The 21,220-nt window shown below is 62.0% G+C and carries 22 protein-coding genes; 17 read left to right on the top strand and 5 right to left on the bottom strand.

Annotated features, from left to right (window positions below):
* Positions 1 to 80 precede the first annotated feature (80 nt).
* Together LJX93_RS19145 and LJX93_RS19140 are read left to right on the top strand one after the other, a co-directional pair.
* Positions 81 to 1,322, top strand: coding sequence for a glutamine synthetase family protein (locus tag LJX93_RS19145; RefSeq protein WP_077068544.1), 1,242 nt, complete (start codon positions 81 to 83; stop codon positions 1,320 to 1,322).
* 127 nt (positions 1,323 to 1,449) lie between these two features.
* Positions 1,450 to 2,790: an MFS transporter gene (locus LJX93_RS19140; protein ID WP_033699534.1), complete on the top strand. Its 1,341-nt coding sequence runs from the start codon at positions 1,450 to 1,452 to the stop codon at positions 2,788 to 2,790.
* A gap of 72 nt (positions 2,791 to 2,862) precedes the next feature.
* Here LJX93_RS19140 and LJX93_RS19135 read toward each other — a convergent pair whose 3' ends face one another.
* From LJX93_RS19135 to flgA, 5 genes are all read right to left on the bottom strand, one after another.
* Positions 2,863 to 3,441 (bottom strand): hypothetical protein, encoded by a 579-nt coding sequence (locus LJX93_RS19135; protein ID WP_033699533.1) that lies wholly within the window; start codon positions 3,439 to 3,441, stop codon positions 2,863 to 2,865.
* Positions 3,442 to 3,626: 185 nt separating this feature from the next.
* Complete coding sequence (locus tag LJX93_RS19130) at positions 3,627 to 4,370, bottom strand: flagellar brake protein (RefSeq protein ID WP_033699532.1); 744 nt, start codon at positions 4,368 to 4,370, stop codon at positions 3,627 to 3,629.
* Between the two features lie 79 nt (positions 4,371 to 4,449).
* Complete coding sequence (locus tag LJX93_RS19125) at positions 4,450 to 4,917, bottom strand: flagella synthesis protein FlgN (protein WP_033699531.1); 468 nt, start codon at positions 4,915 to 4,917, stop codon at positions 4,450 to 4,452.
* Between the two features lie 50 nt (positions 4,918 to 4,967).
* Positions 4,968 to 5,282 (bottom strand): flagellar biosynthesis anti-sigma factor FlgM, encoded by a 315-nt coding sequence (flgM, locus tag LJX93_RS19120; RefSeq protein ID WP_033699529.1) that lies wholly within the window; start codon positions 5,280 to 5,282, stop codon positions 4,968 to 4,970.
* A 156-nt stretch (positions 5,283 to 5,438) separates the two neighbouring features.
* Positions 5,439 to 6,191 carry a flagellar basal body P-ring formation chaperone FlgA gene (gene flgA, locus LJX93_RS19115; RefSeq protein WP_227696288.1) on the bottom strand — a complete coding sequence of 251 codons (753 nt, stop codon included), beginning with the start codon at positions 6,189 to 6,191 and terminating at the stop codon, positions 5,439 to 5,441.
* 77 nt (positions 6,192 to 6,268) lie between these two features.
* Between flgA and LJX93_RS19110 the strand changes: the two genes are divergently transcribed.
* From LJX93_RS19110 to LJX93_RS19040, 15 genes are all read left to right on the top strand, one after another.
* Entirely contained in the window at positions 6,269 to 7,198 is a 930-nt protein-coding gene (locus LJX93_RS19110) for a chemotaxis protein CheV (protein WP_033699526.1), read from the top strand.
* Positions 7,199 to 7,249: 51 nt separating this feature from the next.
* Positions 7,250 to 8,077: a protein-glutamate O-methyltransferase CheR gene (gene cheR, locus LJX93_RS19105; RefSeq protein WP_047583440.1), complete on the top strand. Its 828-nt coding sequence runs from the start codon at positions 7,250 to 7,252 to the stop codon at positions 8,075 to 8,077.
* Between the two features lie 296 nt (positions 8,078 to 8,373).
* The gene (gene flgB / locus LJX93_RS19100) at positions 8,374 to 8,781 is read left to right on the top strand and encodes a flagellar basal body rod protein FlgB (protein ID WP_033699522.1); all 408 of its coding nucleotides are present in this window, start codon (positions 8,374 to 8,376) and stop codon (positions 8,779 to 8,781) included.
* Between the two features lie 2 nt (positions 8,782 to 8,783).
* Positions 8,784 to 9,227, top strand: coding sequence for a flagellar basal body rod protein FlgC (gene flgC, locus LJX93_RS19095; protein ID WP_033699519.1), 444 nt, complete (start codon positions 8,784 to 8,786; stop codon positions 9,225 to 9,227).
* A 12-nt stretch (positions 9,228 to 9,239) separates the two neighbouring features.
* Positions 9,240 to 9,941, top strand: coding sequence for a flagellar hook assembly protein FlgD (gene flgD, locus LJX93_RS19090; RefSeq protein WP_047583439.1), 702 nt, complete (start codon positions 9,240 to 9,242; stop codon positions 9,939 to 9,941).
* Between the two features lie 27 nt (positions 9,942 to 9,968).
* The gene (gene flgE / locus LJX93_RS19085) at positions 9,969 to 11,291 is read left to right on the top strand and encodes a flagellar hook protein FlgE (protein WP_047583438.1); all 1,323 of its coding nucleotides are present in this window, start codon (positions 9,969 to 9,971) and stop codon (positions 11,289 to 11,291) included.
* 76 nt (positions 11,292 to 11,367) lie between these two features.
* A complete protein-coding gene (locus LJX93_RS19080; protein ID WP_047583437.1) occupies positions 11,368 to 11,559 on the top strand; it encodes a hypothetical protein in 192 nt (63 codons plus the stop codon).
* Between the two features lie 159 nt (positions 11,560 to 11,718).
* Positions 11,719 to 12,459 carry a flagellar basal body rod protein FlgF gene (locus LJX93_RS19075; protein WP_033699512.1) on the top strand — a complete coding sequence of 247 codons (741 nt, stop codon included), beginning with the start codon at positions 11,719 to 11,721 and terminating at the stop codon, positions 12,457 to 12,459.
* A gap of 46 nt (positions 12,460 to 12,505) precedes the next feature.
* Positions 12,506 to 13,291 (top strand): flagellar basal-body rod protein FlgG, encoded by a 786-nt coding sequence (flgG, locus tag LJX93_RS19070; protein ID WP_033699511.1) that lies wholly within the window; start codon positions 12,506 to 12,508, stop codon positions 13,289 to 13,291.
* 48 nt (positions 13,292 to 13,339) lie between these two features.
* Complete coding sequence (gene flgH / locus LJX93_RS19065) at positions 13,340 to 14,035, top strand: flagellar basal body L-ring protein FlgH (protein WP_033699509.1); 696 nt, start codon at positions 13,340 to 13,342, stop codon at positions 14,033 to 14,035.
* Positions 14,036 to 14,047: 12 nt separating this feature from the next.
* Positions 14,048 to 15,157 carry a flagellar basal body P-ring protein FlgI gene (locus LJX93_RS19060; RefSeq protein WP_033700185.1) on the top strand — a complete coding sequence of 370 codons (1,110 nt, stop codon included), beginning with the start codon at positions 14,048 to 14,050 and terminating at the stop codon, positions 15,155 to 15,157.
* A 9-nt stretch (positions 15,158 to 15,166) separates the two neighbouring features.
* Positions 15,167 to 16,321 carry a flagellar assembly peptidoglycan hydrolase FlgJ gene (flgJ, locus tag LJX93_RS19055; RefSeq protein ID WP_047583436.1) on the top strand — a complete coding sequence of 385 codons (1,155 nt, stop codon included), beginning with the start codon at positions 15,167 to 15,169 and terminating at the stop codon, positions 16,319 to 16,321.
* Between the two features lie 10 nt (positions 16,322 to 16,331).
* The gene (flgK, locus tag LJX93_RS19050) at positions 16,332 to 18,374 is read left to right on the top strand and encodes a flagellar hook-associated protein FlgK (protein ID WP_047583435.1); all 2,043 of its coding nucleotides are present in this window, start codon (positions 16,332 to 16,334) and stop codon (positions 18,372 to 18,374) included.
* Positions 18,375 to 18,386: 12 nt separating this feature from the next.
* Entirely contained in the window at positions 18,387 to 19,952 is a 1,566-nt protein-coding gene (locus tag LJX93_RS19045) for a flagellar hook-associated protein 3 (RefSeq protein WP_047583434.1), read from the top strand.
* Between the two features lie 291 nt (positions 19,953 to 20,243).
* The gene (locus LJX93_RS19040) at positions 20,244 to 21,173 is read left to right on the top strand and encodes a ketoacyl-ACP synthase III (RefSeq protein WP_047583433.1); all 930 of its coding nucleotides are present in this window, start codon (positions 20,244 to 20,246) and stop codon (positions 21,171 to 21,173) included.
* Positions 21,174 to 21,220: the final 47 nt, after the last annotated feature.

Here is a 21,220-nt window from a genome sequence, read left to right as displayed (position 1 = left end):
CCCTCGCCGAACACCTTCACGGCATCGATGAAATCGAATGCGTCACCCCTGACCTCAACGGTGTGCCGCGCGGCAAAGTGATGACTGCCGAGGGCTTCCTCGAAGGCCGGCGTCTGCAGATGGCCCGTGGCGTGCTGTTGCAATGCATCATGGGCGGCTACCCGCCGGCAAGGTTCTACGGCAGTGATGACGGCGACCTGGCGCTGGTGGCCGAGCCCACGCAAATTCACCGCCTGCCCTGGAGCGAGGATGGCCGCGCCCTGGCCATCTGCGACGCCAACGAACTGGATGGCAGGTCGTCTGCGTTGTCCACTCGCGGCCAGCTCAAGGCGGTGATCGCCCGCTACGCAGCCTTGGGCCTGGCCCCGGTGGTGGCAACCGAACTCGAATTCTTTGTCTTTGCACCCAACACCGACCCCGTGCAGCCCTTTCTGCCGCCCCTGGGCAAGGATGGCCGCCGGGAGCTTGGCCATTCGGCGTTCAGTGTCAGCTCCAACAATGGCTTGCGTCCGTTCTTCAACGAGGTCTACCAGTGCATGGCAGCGCTCGGCCTGCCACGTGACACCTTCATGCACGAGATGGGCATCAGCCAGTTCGAGATCAACCTGTTGCACGGTGACCCGCTGCTGCTGGCCGACCAGACCTTCCTGTTCAAGCACCTGCTCAAGGAAGTAGCGCTCAAGCATGGGTTGACCGTGGTGTGCATGGCCAAGCCCCTGGCCAAGACCCCCGGCAGTTCCATGCACATTCATCAGAGCCTGGTGGAGATCGGCAGCGGGCGTAACGTGTTCAGCGATGAGCAGGGACAGCCGACCGCCACCTTCCTGCACTTCATCGGTGGCCTGCAGGCGTGCATGGCGGACTTCACCGCGTTGTTTGCGCCCAATGTCAATTCCTACCAGCGCCTGTGCCACCCGTACGCCTCGCCCAACAACGCCTGCTGGTCCGAGGATAACCGCGCGGCGGGCTTGCGCATACCGGCCAGCGCGCCCGTGGCCCGGCGCGTGGAAAACCGCTTGCCCGGCGCCGATGCCAATCCGTACCTGGCGATTGCCGCAAGCCTGGCTGCCGGGTTGCACGGCATCGAGCAACGCTTGCAGCCGGCGCCGGCCATCCAGGGTGAGTTCGAGGTGCCAGAGCACCTGAGCCTGCCGTGCACCCTGCACGCAGCACTGCAGCGCCTCAAGCGCAGCGCGCTGGCGCGGGAACTGTTCGGCAACGAGTTCATCGAAGGCTATGTTGCCAGCAAGACGCTGGAGCTGACCGACTTCTTCGACGAGATCACGCCGTGGGAGCGTCGGGTGCTGGCAGCACAGGCCTGATCGCGACACAACCGCTACTGGACGCGTCCCCTGCACGCTATTTCGCAGGCAAGGGACTGCGCTGCAACACAATTGCTTTTATGCTTGCCAGGCCAACGCCACCTGACCAAGGAGCCCGACGGGACGTATGCGAAACATCTGGAAGCCGTTTCAGTCGCTGTATTTCGCTGCCTTGATGATGCTTATCGGCTCAGGCCTGCTCAGTACCTACCTGGCACTGCGCCTGGCGGCCGACCATGTCGACAGCTTGTGGGTCGGTGCGTTGATGGCGGCCAACTACTTCGGCTTGGCCGTGGGCGGCAAGGTCGGCCACCGGCTGATCGGCCGGGTAGGGCACATTCGCGCGTATGCCACCTGCGCCGGTATCGTCTGCGCGGCGGTGCTCGGCCATGGCATGACCAATTGGTTGCCGGCCTGGGTCGGGCTGCGGATGGTGGTCGGCCTGGGGATGATGTGCCAGTACATGGTCATCGAAAGCTGGCTCAACGAACAGGCCGATGCCAAGCACCGCGGTGCGGTATTCAGTGGCTACATGATCGCCTCCTACCTGGGGTTGGTGCTCGGCCAGCTGATTCTGGTGGTGCACCCCGAGCTCGGCCCTGAACTGCTGATGCTGGTCGCCATGTGCTTCGCCCTGTGCCTGGTGCCGGTGGCGATGACCCGGCGCATTCACCCGGCGCCTTTGCGCCCGGCCCCGATGGAGCCGAAGTTCTTCATCAAGCGGGTGCCGCAGTCGTTGAGCACGGTGCTCGGTTCGGGCCTGATCGTCGGTTCGTTCTACGGCTTGGCGCCGCTGTACGCTTCCAATCAGGGGCTGTCCACCGAGCAGATCGGTCTGTTCATGGGTAGCTGCATCTTTGCCGGGCTGCTGGTGCAGTGGCCGTTGGGCTGGCTGTCCGACCGCTACGACCGCGCGTTACTGATCCGCAGTGCTGCCGTGGGCCTGGCGGTGGCCTCTGCGCCGCTGGCCCTCTTGCCCAGCGTGCCGCTGGAGTTGCTGTTCGGTATCGGCTTTGTCATTTCATTATTGCAGTTCTGCCTGTACCCCTTGGCAGTTGCGTTCTCCAATGACCACGTGGAGAGCGAGCGGCGGGTCTCGCTGACCGCCATGCTGCTGGTCACTTATGGTGTGGGCGCTTGTATCGGCCCTCTGGCGGCGGGCGTATTGATGAAAGTGCTGGGCGCGCAGATGCTGTATGCGTTCTTCACGTTCTTCGCGCTGGTGCTGGTGTGGCGCATTCGGCCGAAAGCGGTCACCGGGCTGCACCAGGTGCAGGACGCGCCGCTGGGCCACGTGGCAATGCCGGCGGCCGGTTCGCCGTTGTCGGCAGCGCTCGACCCACGGGTCGATGAGCAGACGGTGCAGGATGTGATGCAGGCGCCGGTGGCGGCGGAGGATACGGAAGCGGACCAAGGCTCGGTAGAGCGCGAAGCCAAGGCGCAACCTGAAGTCGACAAGTCTGTGTGAGGTCAGGCCGCCCAGCGTTGAAGGCCGAATGAGCCGTATCCGTCGCTGGGCGTCGCGGTGACTCACCGCCGATCACAACACCTTGATGGCGTGCAGGTGGAATTTCAGTATCGTTCCGTCCTTGGTGCCTGCGTGCAAGAACCAGTGACGGAGTGTCTCGAATCGGTCTTTGTAGACCGACAGAACCTGCGAGACCCGATGGCCGTCTTTGTCACGTAAGTAAAACTCGACGTCTTCGGCGCCCGTCAGGTTGCCGTCCCATTTGTCGAGTAATTCAATCTTCCATTGATCCTGGAAGAAGGGGGCCTTGTTCAGGAGCACCGAAGGATTGAGTCCGCTGGTGAGCTCATGTGTCAGCCCGTACCCATACATACCCAGCCAGCCGTTGCTGTTTTGCTCAAGCCTTGCGTTATTGAACTTGGCGTCTGCGGTGCTGTTGATTCGATAAATGAGGCGGTTCGCCGTTTCTTCGATGAAGGTGAATTTGAATGTGAGCGGTTTGAAACTGACTGAATCACCTCGTTCGTCGTCGGTACACAACCAGCCGTCCTGGTTTGCAGCAAAAGGCGGATAGGCCCAATAAGGTGTATCAACCACCCCGATCCGGCCAAACTGGCTATGCAATTCTGCGGTAAATGTGGAACGAATCATGCGCTGTCTGCTCCTCTGACCCGCCCAGCCGGGCGGTACAAAACCACATTAAGCAGCCGACAAAACAGCGGTAAGCGGGAAACCTTGCTGGTCAGCAAACCCGGTTGCCCGCATGCAAGGTCGGGTAATGGGCGCCAACAAAAACGCCACCCGTTTGGGTGGCGTTGGCGCATCAGGCGATGACCTCAATAGTCGTCTTTATCGAACCGTCGCGCTTCACGCTGCAACTGGTAGACGAAGCTTTCGATCTTGCGTTGCGCCTGGCCGTTGAGGTTATGGAAGCGCACGCCGGCGAAGGTGGTGTTGATACGCTCCTCGAAGTGCAGGTGGCGCAGCTCGACCATGGTGTCGATCAGGCCCAGCGGGTTGCCGGCCTTGAAGCGCTCGTACACCTGGCCCAGTTGCAGGCGGTCCTCGACGTTGCCTTCGAAGCGCAGCTTGCAGCCGGTGGCAGAGATGTCCAGCAGCTTGCCGCGCAGGGCACCGTTGCCTTTGAGGTGGGTGCCGTCGAGGATGACATCGACCAGCTGCGACAGCTTCAACGCAGCGCGAAAGGCGTTGCGGCGCTGGTGGTAGGTCATTTCTTCCGGCATCGCGCCGCGGTAGCAGCGGTGGCCGTCGACTTCGCTGATGGTCAGCGGGGCAGTGCATTCCCAGGCGATGCGCACGCCATCGTGGAAGCCTTCGACGCGGAACGGTTCGCCGTTCTCGATGAATTTTTCGCCGTCGCGGGGGATCATTTCGTCCAGTGCCAGGGTATTGCTGTCGCGGTCAACATTCACCACGTAGCTCTGGAACCGCTGGTTGCGATCATGGAAGGTGATGATCAGGGGGTCATGGCTTTCCTGCAGCTGTCGCAGGTTGGCTGCGATCTCCAAAGGTGTACTCAGCACCTTCGGCGGCTGCGGGGCATCGGCTTCATTGAACACGGCTAATCAATCTCCAGGCAAAAACGACACACGCAAGTAACGGCATTTTGCCAGTATGTTCCGTGCCTTGATAGAAGTATCACACTTGGCTGAGGGCGCGCGGCTTGGCCAGCAGCGAGGTGCCGCCACGGCTGTCGTAGAGCGACGGAGAATCGCCACCCATGAGGATTCTGATCTGGTTGTTGGTGACGTGTTGCTGCACTTGGATGATGCGCCCGTTGGTCTCGTTGATCTGCTGGCAGGTGTCCATCAGTTGCGAGAGCATATCGAGCCGTTGCAGCATTGTTTCGCCATGCTGCGACTGCGCTGCCACTGCCTGCACACCGGCGCGGTCGGCGCTAAGGCCGAGGCCGGTGAGCAACTGGCTGCGCCGCTGCCCATGCTGCTCGAGCAAGATGATCAATGACTGCTTGCGGGCCAGGATCTGTTCCAGCAGCGCCATCTCGCGGCCATGCAGGGCGACCGCTTCTTTATGAAGGAGGTCGAGCAGTTCCTGCATCGGGGCGATGTCATCTTCGATCAGTTGCAGCAAGGTGGTGTCGTGCATGGCTAACTCTTGGCTTTGTTAAGCGTCCGTGAAGTCAGCGCGCCGAACGGTCAGCGCTGGGCTTCGAAATCGAGCAGTTTGCTGGCGACCCGGCCGGCATCGACCTGGTAGCTGCCATCGGCGATCGCCTGTTTCAACTCGGCCACGCGGGCACTGTTGACCACGGGCTGTTCGCGCAGCGTGTCGCTGATCTTTTGCAACTGCTGGGCCTCTTGGCTGAGGTGTACGGCTTCTCCGCTGGCGCTGGTGCTTTTAGGCGCTTCCTGGCTCGCGCCGGGCTTTTCGGCGGTGCCGGGCGCGGCATTGCCGCGAACGCCGCCCGTGACGGACGGAGAGTTATTCAAACGACTGAAGTCGATGACCATGATCAGAAACCCCTGGGTATTTGGACGCTTGCCTTGTTTTCGGCCAACCCGAAAGAAACTTTAGGCACAAATGCATAGCCGCCTGTCAGCAAGCTCGCGAACCCGTGTTCTGACACAGTTTAGGAAAAGCGGTTCCACACTGCCAGCGCAATCCTGCTACATCGTCACCTCGACCTGGCCGGGGCCGGTCACGCGGGCCTTGATCACCCGTTTAGAGTTGAGGTTGCGCACCCGGATCTGTTCACTCAGGCCACCCTTGCTCAGCGCTTCGCCTGGCATGCGCACGCTCAGGCTGCCGCTGCGGGCGATGATCACCACGTGGTCGCCCTTGCGCACCACTTCGGCTTGCTCAAGGTGCTGCGGGGTGAGCACCTGGTCGATGACCGTAGGGCGCAGCATCTTCATGCCCACTGCCTGGTCCAGCTCGCTGAGAAAGCCCTGGCCGAGGGTGCCGACATCACGCTCGCGCAGGGCCACGTCACCTTCGCTGACCACGTTGTCACGCTTGAGCGGGCGGGTGACCACCACCACATCGCGAAACAGCCGCACCGTTGCCGGCACAAACACGGTCCACGGTGCCGCACTGTCGCAACGCACCCGCACCGTGACCCGTCCCAGTGGCTGCGCGGGGCTTTCCAGCGAAGCGTCCAGCGGCTGGCTGCACAATGGCATGCGCAAGCGCGGGTCGAGGGTGCTGACCTGGATCTCGTAACGGCCGACGGTTTGGGTGGTGGCCAGATAATCTTCTACGGTGAATTCAAGAAACCCTTGGGTGACACCGATAAGCTGTTCAGGCAAGGTAAACGCGTCCGCCAGCGTGCGAACGCCGGGCGCCAGCAGGCACAGCGTGGCCAGCGAGCCAGTCAGCAGGTGCGTCAATCGTCGGAAAAATGTCGTTTTCGTGTACATGGCGCTCAAAAAAGCAAAGCCCGTGCCGACTCGGTACCTGATTTGCAACGAAAGGCTGAAACGTAAAGGAGTCTGGCATGGCGGGTGTTATGGATTCGGTCAACCAGCGCACACAGCTGGTGGGGCAGAATCGCCTGGAATTGTTGCTGTTTCGCCTCAATGGCGGCCAGCTCTACGGCATCAACGTGTTCAAGGTCAGGGAGGTGCTGCAGTGCCCTGCGCTGACCGTGCTGCCCAAGTCCCACCCGGTGGTGCGCGGCGTGGCCAACATTCGCGGGGCGACCATCCCGATCCTCGACCTGTCGATGGCTACTGGTTTGGCGCCACTGCAGGAGGACACGCGCAACAGTTTTGTGATCATCACCGAGTACAACACCAAGACCCAGGGCTTTCTGGTGCACTCGGTCGAGCGCATCGTCAACATGAACTGGGAAGAAATCCATCCGCCACCCAAGGGCACCGGCCGTGACCACTACTTGACTGCGGTCACCCGGGTGGATAACCGCATGGTCGAGATCATCGACGTGGAAAAGGTGCTGGCCGAAGTGGCGCCGTCGTCCGAGCAGGTGTCTGCCGGTGTGGTCGATGCCGAGGTGCAGGACAAGGCCGTGTTGCTGCGGGTGTTGACCGTCGACGATTCGTCGGTGGCGCGCAAGCAGGTCAGCCGCTGCCTGCAAACCGTCGGCGTCGAAGTGGTGGCGCTCAACGATGGCCGCCAGGCGCTCAACTACCTCCGGCAATTGGTGGAGGAGGGCAAAAGGCCGGAGGAAGAGTTCCTGATGATGATCTCGGACATTGAAATGCCAGAAATGGACGGTTACACGCTGACCGCGGAGATCCGCAGCGATCCGCGCATGCAAAAATTGCACATCGTCCTGCATACTTCGCTGTCCGGGGTATTCAACCAGGCGATGGTCAAGAAAGTCGGCGCCGATGATTTCCTGGCCAAGTTCAAACCGGACGACCTGGCGCAGCGCGTGGTCGACCGGATCAAGGCAACACATTGAAGCAGCCGGGAGCACGCTCCCGGCACCAGCGATTGAAAAGAGGCGGCAGTAGTGTCTACGGGTAATTTGGATTTCGAACAGTTCCGGGTCTTCCTGGAGAAAGCCTGTGGCATCCTGCTGGGCGAGAATAAGCAGTACCTGGTCTCCAGCCGTCTCAACAAGCTGATGGAGCAACAAGGTATCAAGAGCCTGGGCGAGCTGGTGCAGCGCATCCAGACCCAGCCGCGCAGCGGTTTGCGCGAACAGGTGGTCGACGCGATGACGACCAACGAGACCCTGTGGTTCCGTGATACCTACCCGTTCGAGGTGCTGAAGAACAAGGTCATCCCCGAGTTCATCAAGAACAACCCGGGCCAGCGCCTGCGCATGTGGTCGGCGGCCTGCTCGTCGGGGCAGGAGCCGTACTCGATCTCGATGGCTATCGATGAGTTCGAGCGCAGCAACCTGGGCCAGTTGAAGATGGGCGCGCAGATTGTCGCGACCGACCTGTCCGGGACCATGCTGACCAACTGCAAGACCGGCGAATACGACAGCCTGGCGATTGCCCGCGGCCTATCGCAGGAGCGCCTGCAGCGCTACTTCGACCCCAAGGGGGCGGGGCGTTACGCGATCAAGCCGGCCATTCGCAGCCGCGTCGAGTTCCGCTCGTTCAACCTGCTCGACAGTTACGCGAGCTTGGGCAAGTTCGACATCGTGTTCTGTCGCAACGTGTTGATCTACTTTTCGGCCCAGGTGAAGAAAGACATCCTGCTGCGTATCCACAGCACCCTCAAGCCGGGCGGGTACCTGTTCCTTGGCGCCTCCGAGGCGCTGAACGGGTTGCCGGACCATTACCAGATGGTGCAGTGCAGCCCGGGGATTATCTACCAGGCCAAGTAGGGTTTGCCTTGAGGGTTGTGGCGCCTATGAGATCGAGCGCCGCCCGCGCGGCGCTCGGTCTCATAGGCGCCACACCGCTATCGCCAAGCACGTCAATTTTTTGTTTTGCCGCCCATGCCGACCGGCAATTGCCGCTTGCGCCCCTTCAAGCGGAAGACCTTTGCCGCTTTTCTGGCATCACCCTGACAGCATTCCGTCTTGCTAGCCCGTATTTCCGGGCCTTTCCGCTGGTTGGCACAGCCCTTGCTATGCCTTGCTCAACGACACTCCGGTCAACCTTCGAAGGTTTCCCCGACATGAGCATCAGCTTCGACAAGGCGCTTGGCATTCACGAAAAGGCCCTGGACTTCCGCGCCCAGCGCGCCGAAGTGCTGGCCAACAACATCGCCAACGCCGACACGCCCAACTACAAGGCGCGTGACATGGACTTCTCCTCGGTGCTCGCCGCCGAAAGTGAAAAACAGCAAAGCGGCCGCTTCGCTCTGGACCGGACCAACAGCCGGCACATCGAGGCCGATGGCCTGGCCCTTAGCGACGAGGCGCTCAAGTACCGCACGCCGCTGCAGCCGTCGATCGACCAGAACACCGTGGACGCCCAGATCGAGCAATCGAACTACACGGAAAACGCCATCGGTTTCCAGGCCAGCTTCACCTTGCTCAACAGTAAATTCAAAGGGCTGGTTTCGGCCCTGCGCGGAGAGTAACCATGTCCCTATCCAGTGTCTTCAACATTGCCGGCAGCGGCATGAGCGCGCAAAACACTCGCCTCAACACCGTGGCCTCGAACATCGCCAACGCCGAGACCGTGTCGTCGAGCATCGACCAGACCTACCGCGCACGCCATCCGGTATTCGCCACCACCTTCCAGGACGCGCAAGGCGGTACCAGCCAGTCGCTGTTCGAGGACCAGGGCGAAGCCGGGCAGGGCGTGCAGGTCAAAGGTATCGTCGAAGACCAGAGCAACCTGGAAGCGCGCTACGAGCCCAACCATCCGGCGGCGAACAAGGACGGCTACGTCTACTACCCGAACGTCAACGTGGTCGAGGAGATGGCTGACATGATCTCTGCCAGCCGTGCGTTCCAGACCAACGCCGAACTGATGAACACCGCCAAAAGCATGATGCAGAAAGTCTTGACCTTGGGTCAGTGATAGGAAGCCGACATGACCACGACCAATTCCACCAGTGACGTCGGCAGCGCGTACCTGACCTCGCTGCAAAAGCAGACCAGCAAGACCGACAGCAGCACCGGCGCTGCCGGCAGTGCGCTGGGCAAGGACGCGTTCCTGCAGTTGCTGGTAACGCAGATGAAAAACCAGAACCCGCTCGACCCGCAGGAAAACGGCGAGTTCGTGGCGCAGCTGGCGCAGTTCAGCAGCCTTGAAAGCATGCAGACGCTCAACGAAACGGTGAACTACATCGCCGGTTCGTTCCAGTCGTCCCAGGCATTGCAGGCCTCGTCGCTGGTTGGGCGCAACGTGATCGTCCAGACCGACAAGGCCGTGGTCGACACCAGCAAGGAGCTCAAAGGCTCGGTCAACCTGACCTCTTCGAGCACCGCCACGTCCGTCGGCATCTACGACAAAGACGACAAGCTGGTGCGCACCCTGGACCTGGGCTCCAAGGCCGCCGGCAAGGCCGACTTCACCTGGGATGGGCTGGACGACGATGGCGAGGCGTTGGAGGAGGGTACCTACACCTTCAAGGCTACCGCCAGCATCGATGGCACTGCCAAAGCCATGACCACCAACCTGCCGGCCACGGTCACCAGTGTGACCATGGGTACCAACGGCGCAGAAATGACGCTCAATCTCGCCGGGCTGGGCAGCGTTGCGCTGTCCAAAGTTCAAACCATTGGCATCTAGGGCCTAAGCTAACGACAGGAGTAGCACATGTCTTTCAATACCGGCCTTAGCGGCCTCAATGCAGCAAACAAGGCCCTGAACGTCACTGGCAATAACATTGCCAACGTCGCCACTACCGGCTTCAAAGCATCGCGTGCCGAGTTCGCTGATCAGTACTCCAACTCCATTCGCGGCACCAGCGGCGGCAAGACGGTCGTCGGCACTGGCGTGAGAACGGCTGCGGTGTCGCAGATGTTTACGCCGGGCAATATCAACGGTACCGGCCAAGCTCTGGACATGGCGATTGATGGTAACGGCTTCTTCGCCCTGAATGACAATGGTTCGAAGATCTACACCCGTGCCGGCATGTTCTACAGCGACAAGGAAGGTAATGTCATCAGCTCGTCGGGCGCCAAGCTGCAAGGTTATGGCGTTGATGGCAATGGCAATGTTGTCCCGGGTGCGCTGACCGACCTGAAGATCGACACGTCCAACCTGACGCCCAACCCTACCGGTCTCATCACTGAGACGCTCAACCTCAAGTCCAGCGATACCGCCCCGGCCGAGGCGCCGTTCGACCCGGGCAACGTCAAGACCTACAACTACACCTTCAACACCGATGTGTATGACAGCCAGGGCAACCTGCACCAGATGAATCAGTACTTCATGAAGGATGCTGGTACCAACTCCTGGACCATGTACACCACCATCGACGGCCGCAACCCAGCCGACCCGACTTCGACCACCCCGCTGGCAAACACGCTGCCATTCAAGAGTGACGGCACCTTGAACACCGCTGGCATGAGCGCAGGTGCGGTGCCAGGTGGGCTCACCATCAACGCTGACAAGACCTTCAATCTGGACGGCTGGGTGCCGGCGCAGAAGACTGTTGCAGGTGTGTGGGCCGCCAACGGCGCCAACGCGCATGCCTCCGGGGTTAAGCTGGACATGATCGCCACCACGCAATACAACGCCGCGTCTGCCACCACCGCCAAGAGCGGGGATGGTTTTGCGACGGGTGAGTTGTCTGGGCTGAGCATCGATGCCAGCGGTAACATGTTCGCCAATTTCACCAACGGTGAGAACAAGGTGATCGGCCAGGTCGCACTGGTCAACTTCGCCAACCTCCAAGGCCTGACGCCGGTGGGTGGTACTGCCTGGAAAGAATCCTACACATCAGGAGTGCCTGTTGTCGGCGAACCGGATACCGGAACGCTGGGGCAGATTACTGGTGGCGCGCTGGAAGACTCGAACGTCGACCTGACTGGCGAGCTGGTTAACCTGATCAAGGCGCAGAGCAACTACCAGGCAAACGCCAAGACCATTTCTACTGAAAGCACCATCATGCAGACCATCATTCAGATGAGCTGATGGTGGTCTGCGTGGTGTGTTGTTGTCTGTAATTGGGGCCGCTAAGCGGCCCCAGATTTTTGGAAGGTTTACCCCCATGAAAAGGCTGCTGCTGTTAGCGATGCTCCCTCTCCTGATCGCCGCTGCGCCAGTGTTCGCCGCCCCCGCCCCCTTTTACCAATGGCAAAGCCTGGTCACCGGTCGTTTCATGTGCTCGGCCACCAACCCAGGCGAAGGCTGGATGCGCTTTTCCGGCCCCTACAACAACGCCGGTTGCCGGGCGTACTGAGCACTGCCTTGCCGCTGGCGGCAAACATCCGCCGACAAACTGACGGTTTTTTCCCCTCGGCGTGCTACAACCCCTGTAATCATTGGGCTTAAGACCTGGTTCGATTATTGCTTATCCCTGCTCAGTGACAGCGCGGCAGGTACGCGCAGAGGAGATGCTGTGGACAAGATGCTTTACGTGGCCATGACCGGCGCCAGCCAGAACGCGCTGGCGCAGAAGGCCCATGCCAACAACCTGGCGAACATTTCCACCAACGGCTTCCAGCGCGACCTGGAACAGGCGCGCTCGATGCCGGTGTTTGGCGACAGCTTTCCGGCGCGCGCCTTTGCCATGACCGAGCGCCCGGCCACTGACTTCAGCGAAGGCCCGATGATCGAGACCGGTCGCGAGCTGGACGTCACCGTGACCGGCAAGGGCTTCATCGCCGTGCAGGCCCCGGACGGCAGCGAAGCCTACGTGCGCACCGGCAGCCTGAACATCGATGCCCTGGGCGTACTGCGTGCCGGCAACGGCATGCCGGTGATCGGCAACGGTGGCCCGATTGCCATCCCCCCGGAGCAGAAGGTTGAAGTGGGCGCCGACGGCACCATCAGCATCCGCGCCATGGGTGAAGACCCGCGGGTAATGGCCGAGGTCGACCGTATCAAGCTGGTCAACCCCGACACCAAAGGCCTGACCAAGGGCCTGGACGGCATGATCCATACCAGCAATGGCCAACCGGCCGACGCCGACGTCAATGTGCGCGTGGTGTCGGGCTTCCTGGAAGGCAGCAACGTCAACGCCGTCGAGGAAATGACCTCGGTGCTGGCGTTGTCCCGTCAGTTCGAGCTGCACGTCAAGATGATGAACACGGCCAAGGAAGGCGACGAAGCCATGGCGCGTGTTTTGCAAATCGGCTAATCACATTTGAACGGGTGCCGTAAAACAGGCGCACGAGGAGAACAGCATGCTTCCGGCTCTTTGGGTCGCTAAAACCGGCCTGTCCGCCCAGGACACCAACCTGACGGTCATTTCCAACAACCTGGCCAACGTCTCGACCACCGGCTTCAAGCGTGATCGCGCCGAGTTCCAGGACCTGCTCTACCAGATCAAGCGTCAGCCTGGCGCCCAGTCGACCCAGGACAGCGAGCTGCCATCGGGCCTGCAAGTGGGTACCGGTGTGCGCATTGTCGGCACCCAGAAGAACTTCACCGCCGGCAGCCTGCAGACCACCGAAAACCCGCTGGACATGGCGGTCAACGGCCGTGGCTTCTTCCAGATCCTGCAGCCAGATGGCACGGTTTCCTACACCCGTGACGGCACCTTCCACCTGAACTCCGATGGCCAGATCGTCACGGCCAACGGCTTTGCCCTGGAGCCTGCGGTGGTCGTGCCGAACGACGCGCAGACCTTCACCGTCGGCCAGGATGGCACCGTGTCGATCACCACTGCCGGCAACCCGGCGGCCCAGGTCATCGGCAACATCCAGACCGCTGACTTCATCAACCCGACCGGCCTGCAGGCAATCGGCGACAACCTGTTCCTGGAAACCGCCGCCAGCGGTGCGCCGCAAGTCGGTACCCCAGGCCTGAACGGCTTCGGCACCACCCTGCAGCAGACCTTGGAAAACTCCAACGTCAGCACCGTGGAAGAGTTGGTGAACATGATCACCACCCAGCGTGCCTACGAGATGAACTCCAAGGTCATCTCCACCGCCGACCAGATGCTGTCGTTCGTCACCCAGCAGCTGTAACACCCTGAACCTGGTCCACGTAGCCCAGTTACACCGTGAGGTAGCGTCATGAATCGTCTGTTGTCCGTCTTCGCCCTGGGGGGGGCGGTGTTGCTGGCAGGTTGCGTCGCGCCGACGCCCAAGCCCAACGACCCGTACTATGCGCCGGTGTTGCCGCGCACCCCGTTGCCGTCGGCGGCCAACAACGGTTCGATCTACCAGGCCGGTTTCGAGCAGAACCTGTACAGCGACCGCAAGGCGTTCCGGGTCGGTGACATCATCACCATCACCCTCAACGAGCGCACCTCGGCCAGCAAGAACGCCGGTTCGCAGATCCAGAAAAACAGCAAGGCCGACATCGGCCTCAGCTCGTTGTTCGGCAGCACGCCCAACACCAACAACCCGTTCGGCGGCGGTGACCTTTCGCTGGAGGCCGGCTACAGCGGCGAACGTGCCACCAAGGGCGACAGCAAGGCCACCCAGGGCAACACCCTGACCGGTTCGATCACCGTGACCGTGGCCGAAGTGCTGCCCAACGGCATCATCGCCGTGCGCGGCGAGAAGTGGCTGACCCTGAACACCGGCGAAGAGCTGGTGCGCATTGCCGGCATGATCCGCGCCGACGACATCGCCACCGACAATACCGTGCCGTCCACCCGCGTGGCCGATGCGCGCATCACCTATTCGGGGACTGGCTCGTTTGCCGATGCCAGCCAGCCCGGGTGGCTGGACCGCTTCTTCATCAGCCCGCTTTGGCCTTTCTGAGTACGGATGACCATGTTCAACGTGAGGCAGCTGATTGCCGCTACCCTGCTCCTGTCCTGTGCCTTCGCGGCCCAGGCCGAGCGCTTGAAGGACATCGCCAGTATCTCTGGCGTGCGTTCCAACCAGTTGATCGGCTATGGCCTGGTGGTGGGGCTCAATGGCACGGGTGACCAGACCACCCAGACGCCGTTCACCCTGCAGACCTTCAACAACATGCTGTCGCAGTTCGGCATCAAGGTGCCGGCGGGTTCCGGCAACGTGCAGTTGAAAAACGTCGCGGCGGTGTCGGTGCACGCCGACCTGCCGGCGTTCGCCAAACCCGGCCAGGTGGTGGACATCACCGTTTCGTCGATCGGCAACTCCAAGAGCCTGCGCGGCGGCAGCCTGCTGCTGACCCCGCTCAAGGGTATCGACGGCAACGTCTACGCGATCGCCCAAGGCAACCTGGTGGTCGGCGGCTTCGATGCCGAAGGGCGCGATGGCTCGAAGATCACCGTCAACGTTCCGTCGGCCGGGCGTATCCCGGGCGGCGCCAGCGTCGAGCGGGCCGTGCCGAGCGGGTTCAACCAGGGCAACAGCCTGACCCTGAACCTCAACCGCCCAGACTTCACCACCGCCAAGCGCATCGTCGACAAGGTCAACGAACTGCTTGGCCCGGGCGTCGCCCAGGCCTTGGACGGTGGCTCGGTACGCGTCAGTGCGCCGATGGACCCAAGCCAGCGGGTGGATTACCTGTCGATCCTGGAAAACCTCGAGATCGACCCGGGCCAGGCGGTGGCGAAAGTCATCATCAACTCGCGTACCGGCACCATCGTCATTGGCCAGAACGTCAAGGTGTCGCCGGCCGCAGTGACCCACGGCAGCCTGACCGTGACCATTACCGAAGACCCGATCGTCAGCCAGCCGGGGCCGTTCTCCAATGGCCAGACTGCCGTGGTGCCACGCTCGCGGGTCAACGCCGAGCAGGAAGCCAAGCCGATGTTCAAGTTCGGCCCGGGGACCACGCTGGATGAAATCGTCCGCGCGGTGAACCAGGTTGGCGCGGCGCCCAGCGACCTGATGGCGATCCTCGAAGCCCTGAAACAGGCCGGCGCCTTGCAAGCCGACCTGATCGTGATCTGAGGACGCAGGATGAACAGCAAAAGTCTGGTATCCGGCAGCGTCGACAGCGGCGCCTACACCGACCTCAACCGCCTCAACTCGCTCAAGCACGGCGACCGCGACAGCGAAGCCAACGTGCGCAAGGTGGCCCAGGAGTTCGAATCGCTGTTCATCAGCGAAATGCTCAAGGCCTCGCGCAAGGCCAGCGATGTGCTGGCCGCCGACAACCCGATGAACACCGAGACGGTCAAACAGTACCGCGACATGTATGACCAGCAGTTGGCCGTGAGCATGTCCCGCGAGGGTGGCGGTATCGGCCTGCAGGACGTGCTGGTGCGCCAGTTGACCAAGAGCAAGAGCACGGCAGGCGCCAGCAGCCCGTTTGCGCGCGGCGAGGGCAGTGGCCCGGCGCTGTGGGGCAACAAGGTGGCTGAGCCGGTGCATGCCACCGAGTCGGGTGCCACCCGCAACGACGTCGCGGCCCTCAATGCGCGGCGCCTGGCGCTGCCGAGCAAGCTCACCGACCGCCTGCTGGCCGGCATCGTGCCGTCGGCCGCGACCAGCAACGGCGCCGCCGTGCCGGCCCGTGACGGCCAGCAAGTGGCCAAGGCCTTTGCCGTGCCGGAAAACGGCCTGCGCATTGTCGGGCGTGCCGTGGCCCAGCCGCCGCTGGCGCCGAACAAAGCCTTCAGCGACAGCGACACGTTCGTGGCGACCATGCTGCCGATGGCCGAGCAGGCCGCCAAGCGCATCGGTATCGACCCGCGCTACCTGGTGGCCCAGGCGGCGCTGGAAACGGGCTGGGGCAAGTCGGTCATGCGCAACACCGATGGCAGCAGCAGCCACAACCTGTTCGGCATCAAGGCCAGTGGCAACTGGCAGGGCGAGCAGGCGAGGGCGATCACCAGCGAATTCCGTGATGGCCAATTCGTCAAGGAAACGGCGGCGTTCCGCTCGTACGATTCCTACCAGGACAGCTTCCATGACCTGGTGAATCTGTTGCAGGGCAATTCCCGCTATCAAGGTGCGCTGGACGCGGCCGATAACCCTGAGCAGTTTGCAAGAGAGCTGCAAAAGGCAGGTTATGCGACTGACCCGGGCTATGCGAAGAAGATCATCAGCATCGCCCAGCAAATGCAAGCAACCCCGCAATACGCCATGGCTGGCAGAACTACGAATCTATAAGGACTAAAACATGTCGAGTCTGATTTCGATCGGTCTGAGTGGCCTGGGTGCCAGCCAGGCGGCACTGTCGGTAACCAGTAACAACATTGCCAACGCCGCCACCAGTGGCTATTCGCGCCAGCAAGCGGTTCAGGTTGCGGGCCCTTCGCACAATATGGGCGCGGGCTTTCTGGGTACGGGCACCACGCTGTCGGATGTGCGCCGGATCTACAGCGCCTACCTGGACAATCAGTTGCAGACCGCGACCTCGTTGCAGGCCGACTCGGTGGCGTTCCAGGACCAGATCACCAGCGTCGACAAATTGCTGGCCGACCGTGATACCGGCATCAGCTCGGTGCTGACCGCGTTCTTCTCGGCGTTGCAGACCGCTTCGGCCACGCCGGGTGATGTCGCCTCGCGGCAGTTGCTGCTGACCCAGGCGCAAACCCTGAGCAACCGCTTCAATGCGGTGGGCACGCAGCTGACCCAGCAGAACGAAACGATCAACTCTCAGCTCGGCACGCTCGCAGGCCAGGTCAACAAGCTCACCAGCAACATCGCCGAGTACAACAAGCAGATCGTCGCGGCCACCGCCACCGGCAATACCCCTAACAGCCTGCTGGATGCGCGCAGCGAAGCCGTGCGCCAGCTCAACGAGCTGGTCGGGGTCACGGTGCAGGAGCGCGACGGCAACTACGACGTCTACTTGGGCAGTGGCCAGTCACTGGTCACCGGGGTCAAGGGCAACACCTTGTCGGTGCAGCCGGGTGTGGCTGACAAAAGCCAAGCCAGCCTGCGCATCAACTACGAGTCGTTCAGCTCCGACGTGACCTCGGTGGTGACCGGTGGCACGATCGGCGGCCTGCTGCGCTACCGCCAGGACGTGCTGATGCCGTCGATGAACGAGCTCGGCCGTGTGGCCCTGGTGGTTGCTGACAGCATCAACAGCCAGCTGGGCCAAGGCCTGGATGCCAACGCCCAATTCGGCAGCGCGCTGTTCTCCAGCATCAACAGCGCCAGTGCATTGGCCCAGCGCAGCCTGGCTTCGTCGAGCAACAGTGCCGGGTCCGGCAACCTCGATGTGACCATTGCCGACAGCGGCGCGCTGACCACATACGATTACGAAGTGAAGTTCACCAGCGCCAACCAGTACAGCGTGCGCCGCTCCGATGGCACCGACATGGGCAGCTTCGACCTGAGCGCCGACCCGGCCCCGGTGATCGACGGCTTCAGCCTGGCGCTCAAGGGCGGTGGCCTGGCAGCGGGGGACAGCTTCAAGGTCATCCCGACCCGTTCCGCGGCGGGCAACATCTCGACCATCATGACCGATGCCAACAAACTAGCTTTTGCCGGGCCGATCAGCGCCACGGCGGGCAGCGGCAACGGTGGCACCGGCACCATCACCCAGCCGGTGCTGGGCGATTCGCTGGATATCTACGGCGGTGCCGATACAGCGCTGGTGCAGCAGGCGATTCGCGACTCGATGCCGGTGCGCGTGGTGTTCGACGCCGCCAACGGCGGTTCCCAAGGCTACAAGCTGTTCGATGCCAAGGGCACGCAGATCGGCACCGGCAGCGTGGTGCCTGGCCAGGACAACAAATTGTCCATCGCCGTGCCAATGCTCGATGCCGCTGGCCAGCCGATCCTTGATGGCGACGGCAAGCCGCGCAGTTTCAATGTCGAGACCACCATCGGCGGCAGCCCGTCTGCCAACGACAGCTTCACCCTGTCGTTCAATGCAGACGGCAAGGCCGACAACCGCAATGCCACGGCGCTGCTCGACCTGCAGACCAAGTCGACGGTGAACACCGGGTCTGGTGGCGGTACCAGCTTCACCTCGGCCTATGCCTCGCTGGTCGAGCGCGTGGGCGCCAAGGCCAGCCAGGCCTCCATCGACACCACGGCGACCCAGGCAGTGTTCAAGTCCGCCGCCGAAAGCCGCAGCGCGGTTTCAGGGGTCAACCTCGATGACGAGGCGGCCAGCCTGGTGAAGTTCCAACATTACTACACCGCGTCGTCGCAGATCATCAAGGCGGCGCAAGAAACCTTTTCGACCTTGATCAACGCCCTTTAAGGAGTGCTGGCCGTGCGTATTTCTACTGCTCAGTTTTATGAGACCAGCGCCAACACCTACTCGAAGAACTTCTCGGACACGGCCAAGACCACCGAGCAGATCACCTCCAAGTCGCGCATCCAGACGGCGGGCGACGACCCGGTCGGCGCCGCGCGCCTGCTGTTGTTGCAGCAGCAGAGCGCGCTGCTGGACCAGTACAACGGCAACATGACCACGGTCAAGAATGCCCTGCTGCAGGAAGAGAGCGTGCTCTCGACCATCAACGATGCCCTGCAGCGTGCCAGCGAGCTGGCGCTGGAGGCGGGTAACGGTGGCAAGAGCGATGCCGACCGCGCATCGATCGCCAGCGAGATCAAAGAGATCGAGGCGAACGTCTTCGGCCTGCTCAATTCCCGCGACGCCAATGGCGACTACATGTTCGGCGGCTCCAAGTCGGCAACGCCGCCCTATGTGCGCAATAGCGACGGTACCTACAGCTACCAGGGTGACCAGACCCAGCTTAGCCTGCAGGTGTCCGATACCTTGAGCCTGGCGACCAATGACAGCGGTTTCAGCATCTTCGACCAGGCGACCAACAACAGCCGTACGCAGTCGAGCCTGCAGGCGCCGACCCCGGATGACGGCAAGGTGCTGTTGTCCGGTGGCCTGATGACCTCGGCGAACACCTACAACAACCAGTTCGCCGGCGGTCAGCCGTACACCATCACCTTCACCAGTGCCACCGAGTACAGCGTCAAGGATGCCACCGGCAAGGACATCACCAGCGAAACCGCGAGCAACGGCAAGTTCGACGTCAACACTGAAGGCGGCAAGATGATTTCGCTGCGCGGTGTCGATTTCGAGATCAACCTGAACCTGCAGGAAGGTGACGATGCCGACGCGGTCGTCGCCGGCCACGTGTTCACCCTGGAAGCCAAGCCCGACAGCCTGAATGCCACACGCAGCGCGGGCAACGCATCGACAGCGCAGGTCACCGGTAGCAGCATTACCGATGCGGATGTCTATCGCAGCACCTTCCCCAGCAACGGCGCGGTGATCAAGTTCACCAGTGCGACCGAGTATTCGCTGTATGCGCAGCCGTACAGTGCCGACAGCAAACCGGTGGCCTCGGGCACTGTCGGGGCGGGTAACGCGGTGACGGTGGCGGGCGTGACCTTCCAGTTCGACAGTGCACCTGGTGAAGGCGACCAGTTCTCGGTGACGGCCAACACGCACCGCACGCAGAACGTGCTCGACAGCCTCGGCCAATTGCGCACGGCGCTGGGCAAGCCGGTCGACAGTCCGGAGGCGCAGGCAGCGCTCAAGACGGCGACCGACTCGGCGATCTCCAACCTGGCCAGTGCCCGTGAGCGTATCGACATTACCCGCGGTTCGATTGGTGCGCGCGGCAACTCGCTGGAGATCCAGGAGCAGGAGAACATCAGCCTGGGCTTGGCCAACAAGACCACCCAGAGCGCCATTGGCGACACCGACATGGCCTCGGCGACCATCCAGCTGACCCTGCAACAGGCGATGCTCGAGGCTTCGCAGCTGGCATTTGCGCGCATTTCGCAGTTGAGCCTGTTCAACAAGCTCTGATCGGCCTGTGAGATTTTGGGGCTGCCTTGCAGCCCCAAGCCCTCAATCCCCCGCAGAACTCCCCAGTTTCCACACCCCTCGCAAGGCTTTCGTAGCATTTCAATGTGACCAATGAGTCAAAACGGTCATCTTCCCTGTATTCTATGCAGCAGCTGTTGCAGCATTTTGTTACCGGTTTGCATGCGAGCCAGGCTGCCAGGCCTTGCTCGCCCCCGTGGGGTGACGCTCCGGTATTTGGCGCCCTCAATTCATCGAGTGGTGGTCTTTGGCTGTTTTCATTGGGAAGCCAGAATGATTGGCATCAAAAGCATCGCGAGTTACGTGCCCACCGCTGGCCTGGACAACTACGTCCAGGGTGCGAAGTTCGGCAAGGACGAAGAGTTCATGTTCGGCAAGATCGGCGCGTCGTTCTTGCCGCGCAAGGCCGAAGAGCAGGAAACCTCCGACCTCTGCGTCGAAGCGGCCCAGGCCCTGTTCGCCGCCAACCCTGACCTTGATCCGCAATCGATCGATGCGTTGATTGTGGTTACCCAGAACGGTGACGAAGAAGGCCTGCCGCACACGGCGGCTATCGTCCAGAGCAAACTCGGCCTGTCGACCCGCGTGGCGGCGTTCGACGTGTCGCTGGGCTGCTCCGGTTACGTGTATGGCCTGTATGCCATCAAGGGCTTCATGGAGGCGGCGGGGCTGAAGAATGGCCTGCTGATCACTGCCGACCCGTACTCGAAAATCGTCGACCCGGAAGACCGCAACACCACCATGTTGTTCGGTGATGCCGCCACGGCCACCTGGATGGGCGAAAATGCAGTGTGGAACCTGGGCCAGGCGCGTTTCGGCACCGATGGTTCCGGCGCCGAGCACCTCAAAGTCAATGACGGCAAGTTCTTCATGAACGGCCGCCAGGTATTCAACTTCGCCCTGATCAAAGTGCCAGCGCACCTGCATGAGCTGCTCGATGCCAGCGGGCTGACCTCGGCGGATATCGATGCGTTCTGCATTCACCAGGGCAGTGCGGCGATTGTCGATGCCGTGGCACGCCGTTTCGAGGAAGAAAGCCCGGAGAAGTTCGTCAAGGACATGCTGGAGACCGGCAATACCGTGTCGTCCAGCGTGCCGTTGCTGTTGCAGAAGCACATGCTCGACGGTAACTGGAAGCGTGTGGCAATCAGCGGGTTTGGTGTGGGCCTGTCGTGGGGCTCGGCGATTCTCTATCGCGACTGACCTTCAGTAGCCTCAAAAAAGCGCCCGGCGGCCAACGCCCGGCGCTT

The sequence above is a fragment of the Pseudomonas sp. HN2-3 genome, from assembly GCF_020691745.1.
Classification (GTDB): Bacteria; Pseudomonadota; Gammaproteobacteria; order Pseudomonadales; family Pseudomonadaceae; genus Aquipseudomonas; species Aquipseudomonas capeferrum.
The sequence above is the reverse complement of the archived record's forward strand: the minus strand, read 5'-3'. Positions and strand labels throughout refer to the sequence as shown.

What these genes read in the sequence shown, in the direction of transcription:
- flgC (WP_033699519.1), top strand. Translation starts at nt 8,784, where the DNA reads ATGTCCCTATCCAGTGTCTTCAACATTGCCGGCAGCGGCATGAGCGCG.
- flgH (WP_033699509.1), top strand. Translation starts at nt 13,340, where the DNA reads ATGAATCGTCTGTTGTCCGTCTTCGCCCTGGGGGGGGCGGTGTTGCTG.
- LJX93_RS19140 (WP_033699534.1), top strand. Translation starts at nt 1,450, where the DNA reads ATGCGAAACATCTGGAAGCCGTTTCAGTCGCTGTATTTCGCTGCCTTG.
- LJX93_RS19060 (WP_033700185.1), top strand. Translation starts at nt 14,048, where the DNA reads ATGTTCAACGTGAGGCAGCTGATTGCCGCTACCCTGCTCCTGTCCTGT.
- flgA (WP_227696288.1), bottom strand. Translation starts at nt 6,191, where the DNA reads ATGTACACGAAAACGACATTTTTCCGACGATTGACGCACCTGCTGACT.
- LJX93_RS19110 (WP_033699526.1), top strand. Translation starts at nt 6,269, where the DNA reads ATGGCGGGTGTTATGGATTCGGTCAACCAGCGCACACAGCTGGTGGGG.
- LJX93_RS19040 (WP_047583433.1), top strand. Translation starts at nt 20,244, where the DNA reads ATGATTGGCATCAAAAGCATCGCGAGTTACGTGCCCACCGCTGGCCTG.
- flgE (WP_047583438.1), top strand. Translation starts at nt 9,969, where the DNA reads ATGTCTTTCAATACCGGCCTTAGCGGCCTCAATGCAGCAAACAAGGCC.
- flgG (WP_033699511.1), top strand. Translation starts at nt 12,506, where the DNA reads ATGCTTCCGGCTCTTTGGGTCGCTAAAACCGGCCTGTCCGCCCAGGAC.
- LJX93_RS19080 (WP_047583437.1), top strand. Translation starts at nt 11,368, where the DNA reads ATGAAAAGGCTGCTGCTGTTAGCGATGCTCCCTCTCCTGATCGCCGCT.
- flgM (WP_033699529.1), bottom strand. Translation starts at nt 5,282, where the DNA reads ATGGTCATCGACTTCAGTCGTTTGAATAACTCTCCGTCCGTCACGGGC.
- flgK (WP_047583435.1), top strand. Translation starts at nt 16,332, where the DNA reads ATGTCGAGTCTGATTTCGATCGGTCTGAGTGGCCTGGGTGCCAGCCAG.
- LJX93_RS19125 (WP_033699531.1), bottom strand. Translation starts at nt 4,917, where the DNA reads ATGCACGACACCACCTTGCTGCAACTGATCGAAGATGACATCGCCCCG.
- LJX93_RS19135 (WP_033699533.1), bottom strand. Translation starts at nt 3,441, where the DNA reads ATGATTCGTTCCACATTTACCGCAGAATTGCATAGCCAGTTTGGCCGG.
- flgD (WP_047583439.1), top strand. Translation starts at nt 9,240, where the DNA reads ATGACCACGACCAATTCCACCAGTGACGTCGGCAGCGCGTACCTGACC.
- flgB (WP_033699522.1), top strand. Translation starts at nt 8,374, where the DNA reads ATGAGCATCAGCTTCGACAAGGCGCTTGGCATTCACGAAAAGGCCCTG.
- LJX93_RS19145 (WP_077068544.1), top strand. Translation starts at nt 81, where the DNA reads ATGACTGCCGAGGGCTTCCTCGAAGGCCGGCGTCTGCAGATGGCCCGT.
- flgJ (WP_047583436.1), top strand. Translation starts at nt 15,167, where the DNA reads ATGAACAGCAAAAGTCTGGTATCCGGCAGCGTCGACAGCGGCGCCTAC.